General features: G+C 61.5%; 16 protein-coding genes. 8 read left to right on the top strand and 8 right to left on the bottom strand.

All coding sequences use genetic code 11. The annotated features are described in order from the left end of the window. Positions 1-40: 40 nt before the first annotated feature. The 6 genes from CTR55_RS26375 to CTR55_RS26350 all read right to left on the bottom strand — a co-directional run bounded on the left by CTR55_RS26375 (position 41) and on the right by CTR55_RS26350 (position 5,015). The gene (locus CTR55_RS26375; protein ID WP_296290638.1) at positions 41-1,315 is read right to left on the bottom strand and encodes a hypothetical protein; all 1,275 of its coding nucleotides are present in this window, start codon (positions 1,313-1,315) and stop codon (positions 41-43) included. Positions 1,316-1,367: 52 nt separating this feature from the next. Beyond that, positions 1,368-2,105: a hypothetical protein gene (locus CTR55_RS26370; RefSeq protein WP_296290637.1), complete on the bottom strand. Its 738-nt coding sequence runs from the start codon at positions 2,103-2,105 to the stop codon at positions 1,368-1,370. 46 nt (positions 2,106-2,151) lie between these two features. Then, positions 2,152-2,832 carry a C39 family peptidase gene (locus tag CTR55_RS26365; protein WP_296290636.1) on the bottom strand — a complete coding sequence of 227 codons (681 nt, stop codon included), beginning with the start codon at positions 2,830-2,832 and terminating at the stop codon, positions 2,152-2,154. A 75-nt stretch (positions 2,833-2,907) separates the two neighbouring features. Continuing rightward, positions 2,908-3,927, bottom strand: a complete 1,020-nt coding sequence (locus tag CTR55_RS26360; RefSeq protein WP_296290635.1) for a heme utilization protein — start codon at positions 3,925-3,927, stop codon at positions 2,908-2,910. A 55-nt stretch (positions 3,928-3,982) separates the two neighbouring features. Continuing rightward, complete coding sequence (locus CTR55_RS26355) at positions 3,983-4,561, bottom strand: adhesin (RefSeq protein ID WP_296290634.1); 579 nt, start codon at positions 4,559-4,561, stop codon at positions 3,983-3,985. 1 nt (position 4,562) lies between these two features. Continuing rightward, positions 4,563-5,015 carry a hypothetical protein gene (locus CTR55_RS26350; RefSeq protein WP_296290633.1) on the bottom strand — a complete coding sequence of 151 codons (453 nt, stop codon included), beginning with the start codon at positions 5,013-5,015 and terminating at the stop codon, positions 4,563-4,565. 627 nt (positions 5,016-5,642) lie between these two features. Here CTR55_RS26350 and CTR55_RS26345 point away from each other — a divergent pair. Then, positions 5,643-6,473, top strand: a complete 831-nt coding sequence (locus tag CTR55_RS26345; protein ID WP_296290632.1) for an undecaprenyl-diphosphate phosphatase — start codon at positions 5,643-5,645, stop codon at positions 6,471-6,473. Between the two features lie 17 nt (positions 6,474-6,490). After that, positions 6,491-7,201: a DUF1294 domain-containing protein gene (locus tag CTR55_RS26340; protein ID WP_296290631.1), complete on the top strand. Its 711-nt coding sequence runs from the start codon at positions 6,491-6,493 to the stop codon at positions 7,199-7,201. Between the two features lie 9 nt (positions 7,202-7,210). Here the strand turns inward: CTR55_RS26340 and CTR55_RS26335 are convergent, their stop codons facing one another. Continuing rightward, positions 7,211-8,116 (bottom strand): LysR substrate-binding domain-containing protein, encoded by a 906-nt coding sequence (locus CTR55_RS26335; protein WP_296290630.1) that lies wholly within the window; start codon positions 8,114-8,116, stop codon positions 7,211-7,213. Between the two features lie 131 nt (positions 8,117-8,247). Between CTR55_RS26335 and CTR55_RS26330 the strand changes: the two genes are divergently transcribed. Next, positions 8,248-8,856 (top strand): FMN-dependent NADH-azoreductase, encoded by a 609-nt coding sequence (locus tag CTR55_RS26330; RefSeq protein WP_296290629.1) that lies wholly within the window; start codon positions 8,248-8,250, stop codon positions 8,854-8,856. Between the two features lie 320 nt (positions 8,857-9,176). On the opposite strand, the gene gltA is transcribed toward CTR55_RS26330, so the two are convergent. Beyond that, positions 9,177-10,460 carry a citrate synthase gene (gene gltA / locus CTR55_RS26325; RefSeq protein ID WP_296290628.1) on the bottom strand — a complete coding sequence of 428 codons (1,284 nt, stop codon included), beginning with the start codon at positions 10,458-10,460 and terminating at the stop codon, positions 9,177-9,179. A gap of 354 nt (positions 10,461-10,814) precedes the next feature. Between gltA and sdhC the strand changes: the two genes are divergently transcribed. The 5 genes from sdhC to CTR55_RS26300 all read left to right on the top strand — a co-directional run bounded on the left by sdhC (position 10,815) and on the right by CTR55_RS26300 (position 17,138). After that, positions 10,815-11,201 (top strand): succinate dehydrogenase, cytochrome b556 subunit, encoded by a 387-nt coding sequence (gene sdhC, locus CTR55_RS26320; RefSeq protein ID WP_167523168.1) that lies wholly within the window; start codon positions 10,815-10,817, stop codon positions 11,199-11,201. Beyond that, positions 11,195-11,563: a succinate dehydrogenase, hydrophobic membrane anchor protein gene (gene sdhD / locus CTR55_RS26315; protein WP_296290627.1), complete on the top strand. Its 369-nt coding sequence runs from the start codon at positions 11,195-11,197 to the stop codon at positions 11,561-11,563. Before sdhC ends, sdhD begins: the two co-directional genes overlap by 7 nt. 3 nt (positions 11,564-11,566) lie before the next feature. Continuing rightward, on the top strand, positions 11,567-13,339 hold the full coding sequence (gene sdhA / locus CTR55_RS26310; protein WP_296290626.1) for a succinate dehydrogenase flavoprotein subunit: 1,773 nt from the start codon (positions 11,567-11,569) through the stop codon (positions 13,337-13,339). An 11-nt stretch (positions 13,340-13,350) separates the two neighbouring features. After that, positions 13,351-14,058 (top strand): succinate dehydrogenase iron-sulfur subunit, encoded by a 708-nt coding sequence (locus tag CTR55_RS26305; RefSeq protein WP_024765470.1) that lies wholly within the window; start codon positions 13,351-13,353, stop codon positions 14,056-14,058. Positions 14,059-14,306: 248 nt separating this feature from the next. Further along, positions 14,307-17,138: a 2-oxoglutarate dehydrogenase E1 component gene (locus CTR55_RS26300; protein WP_296290625.1), complete on the top strand. Its 2,832-nt coding sequence runs from the start codon at positions 14,307-14,309 to the stop codon at positions 17,136-17,138. Positions 17,139-17,160 lie beyond the last annotated feature (22 nt).

Below are 17,160 nucleotides of genomic sequence, written 5' to 3'. Positions count from 1 at the left end.
GGCCCCGAAAAGGGGCCTTTGCATGTGGACAGCCGAGCCGTCAGAAGTAATACGGGAATTTCACGCTGAAGCTGAAATCCGGCGCATCCGGCGAGATGCCGATGGACAGGTTCGGCACGATGGTCAGGTTGGGGCTCCAGGCGTAAGTCAGGCCCCAGTTGAAGTACGCCGCGTTGGCGTCGCTGCCGGTGACGGTGGTCCAGTCGCCGCCGTCGGCCTTGATCTTGCTCTTCTTGGCGATCAGGTCGGAGAAGGAGAACGACATGCTGGTTTTCTCGTTGAGGGCGAAGGCCACGCCCGCACCGATCTGGAACCAGTCGCCGAGGTCGACCTTGCCTTTCTGCTTCACGCCCTGGGTAGGGCTGATGTCGTCGAAGGATTCCTCCATGTTGTAGGTGTAGGAGAAACTGCCGAACAGCACGGCCGGGTCGACGGTCTTGACCAGCGAGATGCCAGGGGTGACCGACCAGACGCCGTTGCCGGTGGGCAGGGACTCGGGCACGTTGAGGTTGTCGTTGTCCGAGGCGCGCTTGAGCTTGATGCCGTAGGGCTCCTTGCCGGTTGGGGCCTTGATCCGCAGGCTGACCACCGCGTCGGGACGCGACTCGGTTTCGTCCATGAACTTGTAGGCGATGCCGACATTGACGTCGCCCAGGGTCGGGTCGCGGGTCACGGTTTCGTCGGTGGACTGCGCCGTGGAGTTGCCGGCGCCGGCCGATTCGAAGGTACTTTCGCGGTACACCACGGGGGCGTTTATGTCGAACTGCCAGCGGTTGTTCCAGTTGTAGCGTCCGGTCAGGTCCAGGGTCCAGTTGTCGGCGTTGATGTTGTCCACGCCGATGTTGCCCAGGAAGATGGTGTCCAGCGCCAGGAAGCCGTTGAGGATCAACTGCTTGGTGTCGTAGTGGGTATAGGTGATGCCCGTCTCGAAGCTGAAGGCGCCGTTGCCGAAGAATCCACTGGCCTCGTCGTAGAGGTTCTCCACACTCTTGGGCGGGCCGGCGTCGTCCTTGAGCGATTCGCCGTAGGAACTGCCACTGGAGGCCACGGTATTACCGGTTCCGGGGGGTGTCGGCTTGCCGGTGGAAGTGACCAGGCGCTTGGGCTGGGCGGGTGTGGCGGGTGCTTCTTCCACTTGCCTGACCCGTTGCTCGAGCACCATCAGTGCCTTCTGCTGTGCCTCGTAGCGCTGCTTGAGCTCGAGCAGTTCCTGTTTCAACGTCTCCACCTCGGCTTCCGTCGCCGCGGCGGCGAAGGTCGAGGGGAGTAAGGCGGATACACAGATTGCAGTTCCTAGCGATAGCGATCGGTGCATGGCGCGCTGTCCTTCTTATAGGTTGGACCTCACAGTCGCACTGGAGCGTAGATCACATACCCATGGTGCGAAGCCCTTTGAGCTGGTCAAGGTTGCAGTCGAGCGCTCCAGACGACGGAAGGTTGTTTTTCAGGACCACGCTTAGCTGTGCCTGGTTTTTGACGGCATTATTTCCACCCACCATCTGCACGGCCTGGAGCAGCCCGCCGGCGGCCAGTTGCTGCATGGCGGCGCCCTGGCCGTTGGCGTTGATCGCGAGTTGGATGCCTCCATTGCCAGGCGTCACGCTGACGGTGCCAGCGCCGTTGCTGGCGGAGATCGGCGTATTGTTCAGTGGCGTGCTCTCCTGGGCCACGACGGGTGCCTGGTTGGCTTCTTTCACGTCGATGCTGACGTTGTTCGACGCGCTGTTGTAATCACCGGCGGCCCGGACGCTCTGGGTGACGCCCTGAGTCTGATTGAGGCCGGCGCCACCGGTGACGGTGCCGGTGCCTGCGGCCGGTGCTGGAGCGTTGCTCTTCTCATCGATGGTGGTGACATAGAACTGCGGTTTGATGGTGGATTCCTGGATCTGCATGCTGACCCTGGCGCCGATGTTGTCGCCCACGGCGTTCTTCCAGGTACTGCTCATGACAATACCGAAGCTGATGACCCGGCCAGGCATCACGTATTTGCCGCGAAGTTGGGCCAGTTCCTGGTCCTTCAACTCGATCGGCTTGAAGATGCTTTCCGCCTGGACCGGCAGGCAGGCCACTATGCAGGTGGCGGCAAGCAGCGGGATCACTTTCATTGGGGTTCTCCCGGAAGGATTCCTGCCTTCCGTTCTTGTGCGGTCTTTAGAGGAAGTCGCTCTGGATGAAGCCGAATTCCATGAGCTCCGCATCCTTGACCGGGCTGAACGCATTGATTCGGTCCCTGGCCGTCAGAGGGTCGGGTGGGCTCATCAGCGCGTTGGCCTGTTGGTAGCCCGGACCGATGACGGCAAAGATGATGCCGTTCCAGCCTTTGAGAAAATCTTCCTGAGTGAAGCGCTTGTGGCCCAGCACTGGGTCGCCGATGTAGACGTAGCCTTTATAGGCGCGTTGCATCACGACGAAGTGTTTGTAGCCACGAATATCCATCAGCACTATCACCGGGATCGTCAGCTTCTCCAGAGATGCCGCGGGAATTCGGTATCCGCGTGCGCGCATGCCGATGCCTTCCAGGTACGTCTTCATGTCGAGCATCGAAAAACCCTGGGTGCGCACCAGGTCCGGGTCGGCCCGGACCAGCATGCCCTTGATCACGAACTCCTCGTCCACGTCCAGCGCGTAGGCCTGGCGGAGGATCGTCGCCAGCGCGGCGGCACCGCAGCTGAAGTCGGTCTTCTGCTGGACCAGATTGCTGAACTTGCGCTCGCGGATGCTCTCGACGTGCTTGTAGGCCATCGATCCGCCGGGAAGAATGGCGAACGGAAGTTGCGCGGCCTGCGCCGTGAGCGAGAAAAGGGCGAGCAAAAGCAGGGCGGACGTACGCATGATCGTGACGCCTTGAGGGGGGCTCAGGAGAAGGAGGCTCCGTCGCCGGAGCCTCCAGGTGCTACGCCGTGTCGCTTACAGGCAGGATTTGCAGCCTGCGGCGATGGACAGCGAGTTGCTCTGCTGGTTGCCTACGCCAGCCGCAACGTTCGCGCCCAGGTTGCCCGACACGTTGTTGAGCGAGTTGTTGATGGATGCATCGTTGCGCACCGGGTCTTTCCAACCGGTGGGGATCAGCACCTGATAGGTGGCCTGGCCTCTGAGGTCAACAGTGCCAGCCTCGACGAAGAACAGTGGGTCCTTGTCGGTTTTGCTGCCGCCGCTGTTACGGCTGTCGTCATGACCGCCACGGCCCGACTCGTCGACCACGTACCCTGCACCTGCGCCCTTGTAGGTGCCATGGGCGCTGAAGCTGGAACGCAGGGTTTCCTTCTCGTAAGTCAGGAAGGCCACGTTGCCCACGGTGTTGCCACTGGATGTCTGGGTGGCGCCACTGTAGGAGTCAGCACTACGACCACCGGACACGGCGGCTGCCATGTCGTTTTTCTGCTGGTTGTAGTTGCCCGAGGTGATGTTGATGCCGATGTTCCCGGAGGAGTTGCTACCGGAGTTGTTCAGCGACGCCTTGTTGGTGGTGGAGAGGTTCAAGGCCCGGTTATCCGTGTTGTTCTGGGTCACATCGGTCGACGCATAGGCGGTACCGAAGATGAACTTCTCATCGGCAGTCGCCAGAGCAGCAGCGTTGGCCTGTTGGTTCATGTCGCCGGCGGCCACGTTGACGCCCACGTTACCGGATGCGTTCCCCAACGATCCGTCGACTGTCGCGTTGTTCTTGGTGCCCATGTTCACCACGGTGTTGTCGCTGCTTTCCTGGGTGTCTTCCACCGTTGCGCTGGCGCCTGCCTCGATCCGTGGGTCCTTGTAGGGATCGTAGGGAGGCTTGGGTTGATGTTGTTCATGACCGTGACCATTGCCGTGGCCATTGCCATGCCCGTTTCCATGACCATTACCATTGCGGTTATCCGCTTGCACAGCTACAGCCATGATCGCTGCGACAGCGAAAACCAGCGGCTTCAGAGCCATTGACGGTTTCATGGTGTATCTCCTTTGCTTTGTTTGGCGTGTCTAGTGTTATTTGAGTTGGCTTGGGTCAGTCCGCGACCCGGATGCTCAGGGTGTTGGCAATGCGATTGCCGACCCCGGCGCTCTGGCTCATCTGGACGACACCCCGGCTGCCGGCAAAGGCCTGGTCGCTGGTGACGACCTGCCGGCTACCCGTGGTGGAATCCATCGAGCCTGAGTTCACTGGCAGCGCGACGTTCTGCTGGGAAAGCACGCTGTCATCGACGCTCTGCGGGACAGCGCTGACGCTGATCCGCATGGCGTTCACTTGCTGGTTGGCAGCCCCGGCGGCCTGGTTCACGCCCAGTGCGCCGTTGCCGTTGGTGAAGGCATTGCCGGTGATGCTGGCGGACGCGGCCTGGTTGAGGTCGACGCTGGCGTTGACCGTCTGGCGGAACTGGGTGGTGGCCTGTGCATTGCTGCCGATGGCGATGGCACGGCCGTTGGCCTGCTGCTGGGAGTCGCCGGCGGCCTGGTTGATGCTGGCGACGCCACGGTAGTTGCGCACCGCGCTGTCGATACTGGCGTTGTTGACGGTCGAGGGGTCGGCGGCGAAGGCCGTGGCGCTACAGAACAGAAGGGGCAGAGCGAGCAGGCGGGCGTTCATCTCAACGATCCCCCGTCAGCATGCGCAAGGGAGAAAGTCCCTGCTGGACGGTACGGTTCACTGAGTTGGATATACCCGCACCGCCGCCAGCCGCGCCGGCGCCCATGCCATTGCCGTTCAAGGTCTGGTTGGCGCCGTTATCCATGCCCACCAGTTGGCCGCCGGGCAGGATGTGCCGCTGCAGGCTGGAGCCGCTGGTGACGCCGGCAAAGTCGCTGTCGTTCAGCTCGGCGTTGCCGGTCTGACGCACGATCTGCTCGGAGATGTTGGGATTGACGGTGATCGGGTTCGGGTCGGGAATGTCGGTCGGCCGGGTGGCGACACGTGGTTGCACCTGGCGCTGCAGGACGATGGTGCCGTCGCCAGCCTGGACGATCGGGCACAGCGGTATGCTGGCCGCGCTGCAAGCAAGCGTGACGAAAATGCCGACTATCCGTGAGTCGATGTTCCCCATGATGGCGGTTCCTTCTTGGTGCGCTGTGCCCTAGCCAGCGGTACCAAGGTGGAGCAGGGGGCGTGCCGCTTTTAATCAGCTATTGAGAATCAATGACATGGCGCTAGGCCATGTGAGCCACCACGGAGCATGTGTCTCGGCGTTGATACAGGGCTGGCGTACGAAATCAGGCCGCAGGCCCTAGCACGGGGCCCGGAGCACTGATTCAGCGAATTCTGTTGCACGCCTGATACACAACTTTGGATGGGGGAGGTTGAGCCGCAAGGTGCAGGCGTTTGCGGCGAGTCGAGTGTTTCGCCGGGCTAACACAGGGAAGTGGTTTGTAGGCTTTCTGGTACGGAAGTACTGCACGCTTTTCAATGAATTAGGCATTTTGCATGATGGCGCGAACCTGCTCGGATAGCGGTTGTCTGCATCTGCCTGGCGATGGACGGCAGGTCATTTTTGCCGAAGTGCCAACGCTTCCGCTGCCCACGCCGCGGAAGAGAAATTTTTGTGAATTTCGTAGCGATCAGCAGCCAATGCATTAGCATGCCGACGCCGCTGCGGCGCTTGCGCGCCAGGAGCAGGCAGCGGAGTAAAACCATTAGAAGAATGCGAGCCGATGTGCCTCGCGGGGGAAGTAGTATGGATCTGTGGAGTGCCTTTCAGGCCTTCCTTCTTGGCGTGGTCGAGGGGCTTACCGAGTTCCTGCCGATCTCCAGTACCGGCCACCAGATCATCGTGGCGGACCTCATCGGTTTCGGCGGCGAACGTGCCGAAGCCTTCAATATAATCATCCAGCTGGCGGCCATTCTTGCCGTGGTCTGGGAGTTCCGCCGCAAGATCATCGATATCGTCTGCGGCTTGCCTAGCCAGCCCAAGGCGCAGCGCTTCACCATCAACCTGCTGATTGCTTTCTTCCCGGCCGTGGTGCTGGGCGTGGCCTTCGCCGATTACATCCACCACTACCTGTTCAACCCGATCACCGTGGCTGTCGCCCTGGTGGTGGGCGGCGTGGTGATGCTCTGGGCGGAGAAGCGCCAGCATGTGATCCATGCCGAAACCGTTGACGACATGACCTGGAAGGAAGCGCTGAAGGTCGGCTGCTGCCAGTGCCTGGCGCTGATCCCGGGCACCTCGCGCTCCGGCGCGACCATCATCGGCGGGCTGCTGTTCGGCCTGTCGCGCAAGGCGGCCACCGAGTTCTCCTTCTTCCTGGCCATGCCGACCATGGTCGGCGCCGCGGTCTACTCAGGCTACAAGTACCGTGACGTGTTCCAGCCGTCGGACCTGCCGATATTCGCCATCGGCTTCGTCACCTCGTTCATCTTCGCGATGATTGCCGTGCGTGGCCTGCTCAAGTTCATTGCCAACCACAGCTATGCGGCCTTTGCCTGGTACCGTATCGTGTTCGGCCTGCTGATCCTGGCAACCTGGCAGTTCGCCCTGATTGACTGGAGCAGCGTCAAACCCTGATCCGAAAGCGAGTGAACGTGGAAAAGAACGGCACCATCAGCCGCTGGGACGACGACAAGGGCTTTGGTTTCATCAGCCCTCAATCGGGTGGCAAGGAAGTCTTCCTGCATATCTCCGACTTCCGTGGCGACCGCCGCCCACAAGCGGGCGACCAGGTCTGTTATGTCGAAGGCACCGGCAAGGACGGTCGCCCGCGCGCCGACCATGCCCGCCTGGCCGGCCTGGCCATCGATACCCCGGCGATTCGCCGCAAGCCCGTCACGCCAGCCAGCCGCGAGCGTGCCCGCAGCGGTCGCGAAGTGGCCTTCCCCAGCGCGCCGAAGCGCTCGCTGGGCAGGGCGCTGGCGACCCTGGCGGTGCTGCTGGCGTTGCCCGTCATCGGCTCGGTGCTCTGGTTGAAGGACGCCTACTTCGTTTGGTTCCTGCTGCTCTATCCCGTGTTCAGCGTGCTGGCCTTCTTCGCCTACTGGCGCGACAAGCGCAGCGCCGAGCGCAACGAGTGGCGCACCCCTGAACAGAGTCTGCATCTGCTGGAGCTGCTCGGCGGCTGGCCGGGCGCCTTTGTCGCGCAACAGGTGTTCCGCCACAAGACTCGCAAGCTGTCCTTCCAGCTGGTGTTCTGGGCGATCGTCCTGCTGCACCAGTTGTTCTGGATCGACTGGCTCAGTGGTGGTCGTCTGCTGGGCTGGATCGGCGCACTGATGGGCCTGGGTGCGAGCCCCGGTTAAACGCCTTTTTCAGACAGGCCAGTCGTCTTTCGAAAACCCTTCCTCGAGATAATCGAGCAACGCCCGCACCGCCGGCAGAATGCCGCGCCGGTGCGGGTACACAGCCTGCAGGTAGGCCTCCGGCTCGCTCCAGGCGGGTAGCACGCGCACCAGGCGACCGTCCTCCAGTTCTTCGGTGCAATAGTGCAGCGGCAGCAGCGTCACGCCCAGCCCCGCCAGCGCCACGTTCTTGCGCAGGTTGAAGTCTTCCACCGCCAGGCGCGCCTCCAGGGCGACTTCCTTTATCTCGCCTTGCGGACCGACCAGCTTCATGTGCACGCGCCGGTCGTTGTCGATGGCGCCGAGGACGGGCAGGGCGGTCAGGTCTTCCGGCGTGCGCAGCTTGATCCCCTTGAGCAGTGCCGGCGCGGCCACCAGCGCGGTTTTTGCCTGGCGCAGGCGCCTTGATATCAGCGACAGGTCTTCGTCTCCCGGTGCACGTACGCGCAGCGCGACGTCGACGCTTTCGTTGAGCAGATCGACGCGGCGGTTGGTCAGCATCAGTTCCAGGTTCACCTGCGGATAGGCTGCCAGGAACCCCGGCAGCATCTCGTTCAACGAGGTTTCCGCCAGCGCCACCGGGCACGACAGCTTCACCCGCCCGCGCGGCTCGGCGCTCAATTGCGCGGCCACCTCATCGGCCATCTCCGCTTCCACCAGCATCGCCTGGCAGTGCCGGTAATAGCGCTCTCCCAGGTCGGTGAGGGCCAGTTTGCGGGTAGTGCGTTGCAGTAACCGCACATCCAGGCGCGCCTCCAGCTCCGCTACACGTCGCGACAGGCGTGACTTGGGCAACCCCAGCAGGCGCCCGGCGGCGGCAAATCCACCCGCTTCCACCACCTTGGCGAAATAGAAAAGGTCATTGAGGTCCTGCATGGGATTGTCCTGCTGGTGAGACGAATCATTGCATTTTTGCCGACTTATCGAGGATTGGCTACATGCGTAATCTTGCCTCCAACGACGAATCCCTCCGCCAACCCACTTGGCCCCTTTCCTGGAGAACACACATGAATCTGCTGCACATCGACTCGAGCATCCTTGGCGACAACTCGGCTTCCCGCCAACTGAGCGCCGAACTGGTCGCTGCCTGGACTGCCGCTGAGCCGGGCGCCAAGGTCACCTATCGTGACCTGGCCGCCGACGCCATCAGCCACCTGTCCTCCGCCAGCCTGGTCGCCGCTGGCACCCCCGCCGAGCTGCGCGACGCCGCGCAGAAGCACGAAGCCGCCCTGGGCGAGAAGAGCATCGAGGAGTTCCTCGCTGCCGACGCCATCGTCATCGGCGCGCCGATGTACAACTTCTCCATCCCCAGCCAGCTGAAAGCCTGGATCGATCGCATCGCGGTGGCCGGGAAGACTTTCCGCTACACCGAGAGCGGCTCGGAAGGCCTGGCTGGCGGCAAGAAGGTGATCATCGTCTCCACCGCCGGCGGCATCCATGCGGGTCAACCTACCGGTGTGGCTCATGAGAACTACCTGGAACTGGTGCTGAAATTCCTCGGCATAACCGACATCGAGGTGGTCCGTGCCGAAGGCCTGGCCTACGGTGACGAACCGCGCCGCAACGCCATCGCTGGCGCCCAGGCGAGCATCGCCAGCCAGTTCGCCGCTGCCTGAGTGACGCCTTGTCCAGTCCTGAAATAGGCTTACGCCTTTCAGGGCCGTGACCAGACCTTAAAGCGCCCGATGCATGTCATCGGGCGTTTTGCATTTCAGGGAAAGGCGAGGCCGTTCCTGGTTATGGATATCGACAGCTTCGTACCCCTTAAAAGCCTGCGTGTAATCACGCTGACTGCGCCGCAAACCTTCTGCCATCTGGGCTCTCCTGAAAATAGAGGCGAAGGCGTAAGCCCTGGTCAGGACGGGACGCGTTGCTTCAGGACGAGACAGCAATAAAAAGGCCGCCCGAAGGCGGCCTTTTCACAGCATCGAAGCGCTTAGCGGGCCTTGAGGTCCACGAAGTTGCGCTCGGTGGCGCCGGTGTACAGCTGACGCGGACGGCCAATCTTGTACGGACCGGAGAGCATTTCCTGCCAGTGCGAGATCCAGCCCACGGTACGTGCCAAGGCGAAGATCACGGTGAACATGCTGGTCGGAATACCGATGGCCTTCAGGATGATGCCGGAGTAGAAGTCCACGTTCGGGTAGAGGTTGCGCTCCACGAAGTAGGGGTCGTGGCGGGCGATTTCTTCCAGTTTCATGGCCAGTTCCAGTTGCGGGTCGTTGATGCCCAGCTCCTGGAGAACCTCGTCGCAGGTCTGCTTCATGACCTTGGCGCGCGGGTCGAAGTTCTTGTACACGCGGTGACCGAAGCCCATCAGCTTGAACGGATCGTTCTTGTCCTTGGCCTTGGCCACGAACTTCTCGATGTTCGACACGTCACCGATCTCGTCCAGCATGCGCAGAACGGCTTCGTTCGCACCGCCGTGAGCCGGTCCCCACAGGGCAGCGATACCCGAGGCGATACAGGCGAACGGGTTGGCACCCGAAGAGCCCGCCAGGCGCACGGTGGAGGTGGAAGCGTTCTGCTCGTGGTCGGCGTGCAGGATGAAGATGCGGTCCATGGCCTTGGCCAGCACGGGGCTGATCGGCTTGGTCTCGCAAGGGGTGTTGAACATCATATGCAGGAAGTTTTCTGCATAGTTCAGGTCGTTGCGCGGGTACATCATCGGCTCGCCCTTGGAGTACTTGTACACCATGGCGGCGATGGTCGGCATCTTGGCGATCAGGCGATGCGCGGAGACTTCCCGGTGCTTCGGATTGTTGATGTCCAGGGAGTCGTGATAGAAGGCGGAGAGGGCACCGATTACGCCGCACATCACGGCCATCGGGTGCGCATCACGGCGGAAGCCGTTGAAGAAGGTCTTCAGCTGCTCATGAACCATGGTGTGGTTCTTGATGGTGCCGACGAACTTTTCCTTCTGCTCGGCAGTCGGAAGCTCGCCGTTGAGCAGCAGGTAGCAGGTTTCCAGGTAGTCGGACTTCTCGGCGAGTTGTTCGATCGGGTAGCCGCGGTGCAGCAGTACGCCTTTATCACCATCGATGAAGGTGATCTTCGACTCGCAGGAGGCGGTGGACATGAAGCCGGGGTCGAAAGTGAAGTGACCCGTGGAGGTCAGGCCCCGCACGTCGACAACATCGGGACCCAGCGTGCCGGAGAGGACAGGCAGTTCGACGGGGGCAGCGCCCTCGATGATCAACTGCGCTTTTTTGTCAGCCATTATGGCCTCCTATTTATGCTTGAAATCATCTGTACGACCCCCCACGCAGGGCCCGCACCACTATAGAGAGATAAATCCGAATGTCAATTTGCACAATCGGAGAAGTTTGGCTCCTCCAAGCCTCTGTTTTGCCGGAAAAATTTGCCTGTTTACGCCTTTTATGGGGGTGCGGCAATTAGTCCTTAGGTGGAGGTCTTTCCGTTGTCATTAGGAACCTAACTGTCTATACTCGGCGACCAGCCGCCAAGGCCTCTCGAGCCTTGCTCCATAGGCGGTTGTCACTCCCGAAGGTGATGGGTACCTGACAAGTGCACCTCCCGACAACTAGCCCTGATCCATAGAAGGGCTCTCAGTGTGAAAAAAGCCGTGAATAGCAAACGACCCGTAAACCTAGACCTAAGGACCATCCAACTCCCTATCACTGCTTACACGTCGATTCTCCACCGTATCTCTGGCGTCATTCTGTTCGTGGGCATCGCAGTGCTGCTGTTCGCACTGGATCGTTCCCTCGCTTCGGAAGAAAGCTTCGAGCAGGTGAAGGCGTGTCTGACCCATCCGTTGGTCAAGCTTGTGATTTGGGGCCTGCTGTCTGCGCTGCTGTACCACCTGGTAGCCGGTATTCGTCACCTCGTCATGGACGCAGGTATTGGCGAAACACTGGAAGGCGGTAAGCGTGGTTCGAAAATCGTCATCGCTGTCGCAGTGGTGCTGATCGTTCTGGCGGGGGTATGGGTATGGTAACTAACGTCACAAACTTGTCGCGTTCGGGTCTCTATGACTGGATGGTCCAGCGCGTCTCCGCGGTCGTTCTCGCGGCTTATGTTCTCTTCCTGCTGGGCTTCCTGATCGCGCATCCGGGCATTTCCTACGCCCAGTGGCACGGTCTGTTCTCCCACAGCCTGATGAAGATCTTCAGCCTGTTGACCCTGGTTTCCCTGAGCGTGCACGCCTGGGTCGGTATGTGGACCATCACGACCGACTACCTGACTCCGATGGCGCTGGGCAAATCCGCGACCGTCGTGCGTTTCCTCGTCCAGGCAGTATGCGGCATGGCCATGTTCGCATTCTTCGTCTGGGGTGTGCAGATTCTCTGGGGTAACTGATCCATGGCTAGCATTCGTACTCTTTCCTTCGACGCCATCATCATCGGTGGCGGCGGTGCCGGCATGCGTGCCGCGCTCCAACTGGCCCAGGGTGGTCACAAGACCGCCGTGGTGACCAAGGTCTTCCCGACCCGTTCGCACACCGTTTCCGCTCAGGGTGGCATCACCTGCGCCATCGCCTCGTCCGACCCGAATGACGATTGGCGCTGGCACATGTACGACACCGTCAAGGGCTCCGACTACATCGGTGACCAGGACGCAATCGAATACATGTGCTCCGTCGGCCCTGAAGCCGTGTTCGAGCTGGAGCACATGGGTCTGCCGTTCTCCCGTACCGAGCAGGGCCGCATCTATCAGCGCCCGTTCGGTGGCCAGTCCAAGGACTTCGGCAAGGGTGGTCAGGCTGCCCGTACCTGCGCTGCGGCCGACCGTACCGGTCACGCCCTGCTGCACACCCTCTATCAGGCCAACCTGAAGAGCGGTACTTCCTTCCTTAATGAGTGGTACGCGGTTGACCTGGTGAAGAACCAGGACGGTCATGTGGTTGGCGTCATCGCCATCGACATCGAAACCGGCGACACCGTTTATATCCGCTCCAAGGCCGTGGTCCTGGCCACTGGCGGTGCCGGCCGTATCTACGCCTCCACCACAAACGCCCTGATCAACACCGGTGACGGTATCGGCATGGCGCTGCGCGCCGGTGTGCCGGTGCAGGACATCGAAATGTGGCAGTTCCACCCGACCGGCATCGCCGGCGCCGGTGTACTGGTCACCGAAGGTTGCCGCGGTGAAGGTGGCTACCTGATCAACGCCCATGGCGAGCGTTTCATGGAGCGTTACGCTCCGAACGCGAAAGACCTGGCCGGCCGCGACGTGGTTGCCCGCTCCATGGTCAAGGAAGTGATCGCCGGCAACGGCGTGGGCCCGAACAAGGACCACGTACTGCTGAAGCTCGACCACCTCGGCGAAGAAGTACTGCACAGCCGCCTGCCCGGCATCTGCGAGCTGTCCAAGACCTTCGCTCACGTCGATCCGGTCGTCGCTCCGATCCCGGTTATCCCGACCTGCCACTACATGATGGGCGGCGTTGCCACCAACATCCATGGCCAGGCCCTGACCACCGATGCCAATGGCAACGAGCAGATCGTCGAAGGCCTGTTCGCTGTAGGCGAAGTGGCCTGCGTATCGGTACACGGCGCCAACCGCCTGGGCGGCAACTCGCTGCTCGACCTGGTTGTGTTCGGTCGTGCCACCGGTCTGCACCTGGAAAAGGCGCTCAAGGATGGTATCGAGCACCGCCAGGCTTCCGAGTCCGATCTGGAATCCGCTTTCAAGCGCCTGAACGGCGTGAACGAGCGCACCAGCGGCGAAGAAGTCGCTCCGCTCAAGCGCGAGCTGCAATCCTGCATGCAGAACTACTTCGGTGTGTTCCGTACCGGCGAGTACATGCAGAAAGGTATCGCTCAACTGGCTGATCTGCGTGAGCGCATCGCCACCGTCAAGATCAACGACAAGAGCCAGGCATTCAACACGGCGCGTATCGAAGCGCTGGAACTGCAGAACCTCCTCGAAGTGGCCGAAGCCACTGCGATTGCGGCTGAAGCCCGCAAAGAGTCCCGCGGCGCGCATGCCCGTGAAGACTTCGAGGAGCGCGATGACGAGAACTGGCTGTGCCACACCCTGTACTTCCCGGGTGAGAAGCGTGTAGCCAAGCGTGCCGTCAACTTCGCGCCGAAAACTGTTCCGGCATTCGAACCCAAGGTTCGTACTTACTAAGGGTGCCCGCCATGTTGCAAGTGAGTGTTTACCGCTACAACCCTGAGAAGGACGCTGCACCTTATATGCAGGACTTCCAGGTCGATACCGACGGCAAGGACATCATGGTCCTGGACGTGCTGGCGCTGATCAAGGAACAGGACGAGGGCTTCTCCTACCGTCGTTCCTGCCGTGAAGGCGTGTGCGGTTCCGACGGTATGAACATCAACGGCAAGAACGGCCTGGCCTGCATCACCCCCCTGTCGGCCGCTGGCCTGAAGGGTGGCAAGCTGGTCCTGCGTCCGCTGCCGGGCCTGCCGGTCATCCGTGACCTGGTCGTCGATATGCGCATCTTCTACAAGCAGTACGAGAGCGTGAAGCCGTTCCTGCAGAACAAATATGCAGCGCCGGCCATCGAGCGTCTGCAAAGCCCGGAAGAGCGCGAGAAGCTGGACGGTCTGTACGAGTGCATTCTGTGCGCCTGCTGCTCGACCTCCTGCCCGTCGTTCTGGTGGAACCCCGACAAGTTCCTGGGCCCCGCCGCGCTGCTGCAGGCCTACCGCTTCCTGGCCGACAGCCGCGACACCGAAACTCAGGCGCGCCTGGCGAGCCTGGATGACCCGTTCAGCGTCTTCCGCTGCCGCGGGATCATGAACTGCGTGAACGTCTGCCCGAAGGGTCTGAACCCCACCAAGGCAATCGGTCACATCCGTAACATGCTGCTGCAAAGCGGCACTTGATCGGCGGGCCTTGCGCCCAAAGATCATTGCAAGAGCGACACCTGTGCCGCCGGAACATGTCCGGCGGTGCAGTACCTACGGACCACAGCTCACAAAGCAGTGGTCTGATTTGAAATCGTATATATGACCAGCAGGGGCATCCGGGCTGGTACCCGGACTATCTGCGGGAATCGGTGGCTTGAAGTCGCTGTGTAGACTTCGCGTCAGAGATTCCACAGGTGGAGTCCCCTTACCGAGGGTGACCAAGCATGCACGAAAGCGTAATGCAGCGGATGTGGAACAGTGCCCATCTATCCGGTGGAAACGCTGCCTACGTCGAAGAGCTCTACGAGCTCTACCTGCACGACCCGAACGCTGTGCCAGAAGAGTGGCGCACGTACTTCCAGAAGCTCCCCGCCGACGGTAATCCCGCCCCCGACGTTTCGCATTCCTCGATCCGTGATCATTTCGTACTCCTGGCCAAGAACCAGCGTCGCGCCGCACCGGTGTCCGCCGGCAGCGTCAGCACCGAGCACGAAAAGAAACAGGTCGAAGTCCTGCGTCTCATCCTGGCGTTCCGTCTGCGCGGCCATCAGGCGGCATCGCTTGATCCGCTGGGGCTCTGGGTGCGTACTGCTCCCTCCGATCTGTCGCTCGAACATTACGGGCTTACCGCTGCAGACCTCGACACTACTTTCCGTACCGGTGAACTCTACATCGGCAAGGAAGAAGCGACCCTGCGTGAAATCGTCGACGCTCTCAAGCAGACCTACTGCAGCACCATCGGCGCCGAATTCATGCACATCGTGGATTCCGAACAGCGTCACTGGTTCGCCCAGCGTCTGGAAGGCGTCCGTGGCCGTCCGACGTATTCCGTCGACGCGCGCTCCCACCTTCTCGAGCGTCTGACCGCCGCAGAGGGCCTGGAAAAGTACCTGGGCACCAAATACCCGGGCACCAAGCGCTTCGGTCTGGAAGGCGGCGAGAGCCTGATCCCGATGGTCGATGAGATCATCCAGCGCTCCGGCTCCTATGGCGTCAAGGAAATCGTCATCGGCATGGCCCACCGTGGCCGGCTGAACGTCCTGGTGAACACTCTCGGCAAGAATCCGCGTGACCTCTTCGACGAGTTCGAAGGCAAGAAACTGGTCCAGCTGGGTTCGGGCGACGTGAAGTACCACCAGGGCTTCTCCTCCAACGTCATGACCAGCGGCGGCGAAGTTCACCTGGCCCTGGCATTCAACCCCTCCCACCTGGAAATCGTTTCCCCGGTGGTCGAGGGCTCGGTACGCGCTCGCCAGGACCGTCGCAAAGATGGCAGTGGCGACAAGGTCGTGCCGATTTCCATCCACGGCGATGCCGCCTTCGCGGGGCAGGGCGTGGTCATGGAAACCTTCCAGATGTCGCAGACCCGTGCTTACAAGACGGGCGGCACCCTCCACATCGTGATCAACAACCAGGTCGGCTTCACCACCAGCCGTCAGGACGATGCTCGTTCCACCGAGTACGCGACCGACGTGGCGAAGATGATCCAGGCGCCGATCTTCCATGTGAATGGCGACGATCCGGAAGCGGTTCTGTTCGTGACCCAGCTGGCCGTCGATTACCGCATGCAGTTCAAGCGTGACGTGGTCATCGACCTGGTCTGCTACCGCCGTCGTGGTCACAACGAGGCGGATGAGCCCAGCGGCACCCAGCCGATGATGTACCAGCAGATCGCCAAGCAGCGCACCACCCGTGATCTGTATGCCGACGCGCTGATTGCAGCTGGCGTGCAGACCGCCGAGCAGGCCCAGGAGAAGGTCGACGAATACCGCGACGCTCTCGACAACGGCCAGCACGTGGTGAAGAGCCTGGTGAAGGAGCCCAACAAGGAGCTCTTCGTCGACTGGCGTCCGTACGTCGGCCATGCCTGGACCGCGCGTCACGATACCCGCTGCGACCTGAAGACCCTGCAGGATCTGTCCAACAAGCTGCTGGAGACACCGGACGGCTTCGTCATGCAGCGTCAGGTGCAGAAGATCTACGAAGACCGCGCCAAAATGTCGGCCGGCGGCATGCCGATCAACTGGGGCTTCGCCGAGAACCTGGCCTACGCCACCCTGCTGTTCGAAGGTCACCCGGTACGCATGACCGGTCAGGACGTCGGCCGCGGCACCTTCTCGCACCGCCACGCGGCGCTGCACAACCAGAAGGACGACTCGGTCTACATCCCGCTGGCCAACCTGTTCGACGGTCAGCCGCGCGTCAGCCTGTACGACTCCTACCTCTCGGAAGAAGCCGTGCTGGCGTTCGAATACGGCTACGCCACCACTACCCCGGATGCACTCGTGGTGTGGGAAGCGCAGTTCGGTGACTTCGCCAACGGTGCGCAGGTCGTGATCGACCAGTTCATTACCAGTGGCGAGACCAAGTGGCAGCGCCTGTGCGGCCTGACCATGCTGCTGCCGCACGGCTATGAAGGCCAGGGTCCGGAGCACTCCTCCGCGCGTCTGGAGCGTTACCTGCAGCTGTGCGCCGAGCAGAACATCCAGGTCTGTGTGCCGACTACTCCGGCTCAGGTCTACCACATGCTGCGCCGTCAGGTGATCCGTCCGCTGCGCAAGCCGCTGATCGTGATGACTCCGAAGTCGCTGCTGCGTCACAAGCTGGCCATCTCGACCCTGGAAGATCTGGCCGACGGTTCGTTCCAGACCGTGATCAACGAGATCGACAGCCTGGATCCGAAGAAAGTCGACCGCATCGTGCTGTGTAGCGGCAAGGTCTACTACGACCTGCTGGAGAAGCGTCGTGCCGAAGGTCTCGAGAACATCGCGATCGTTCGTCTCGAGCAGCTGTATCCGTTCCCGGAAGACGATCTGGCCGAGGTGCTGTCGCAGTACAAGAACCTCAAGCACATCGTCTGGTGCCAGGAAGAGCCGATGAACCAGGGGGCCTGGTTCTGCTCGCAGCACCACATGCGTCGTGTCATCGCCGCGCACAAGAAAGGTCTCAACCTGGAATACGCGGGCCGCGAAGGCTCGGCAGCTCCGGCTTGCGGCTACGCTTCGATGCACGCCGAGCAGCAGGAAAAACTGCTGCAGGACGCCTTCACCGTTTAACGCCAACGCGCAGTTGATACCG

The sequence above is a fragment of the Pseudomonas sp. genome (assembly GCF_002796985.1).
In the GTDB taxonomy this organism is placed as follows: domain Bacteria; phylum Pseudomonadota; class Gammaproteobacteria; order Pseudomonadales; family Pseudomonadaceae; genus Pseudomonas.
Note: the sequence above shows the minus strand (reverse complement) of the source record. Positions and strands in the feature narration are given on the sequence as shown.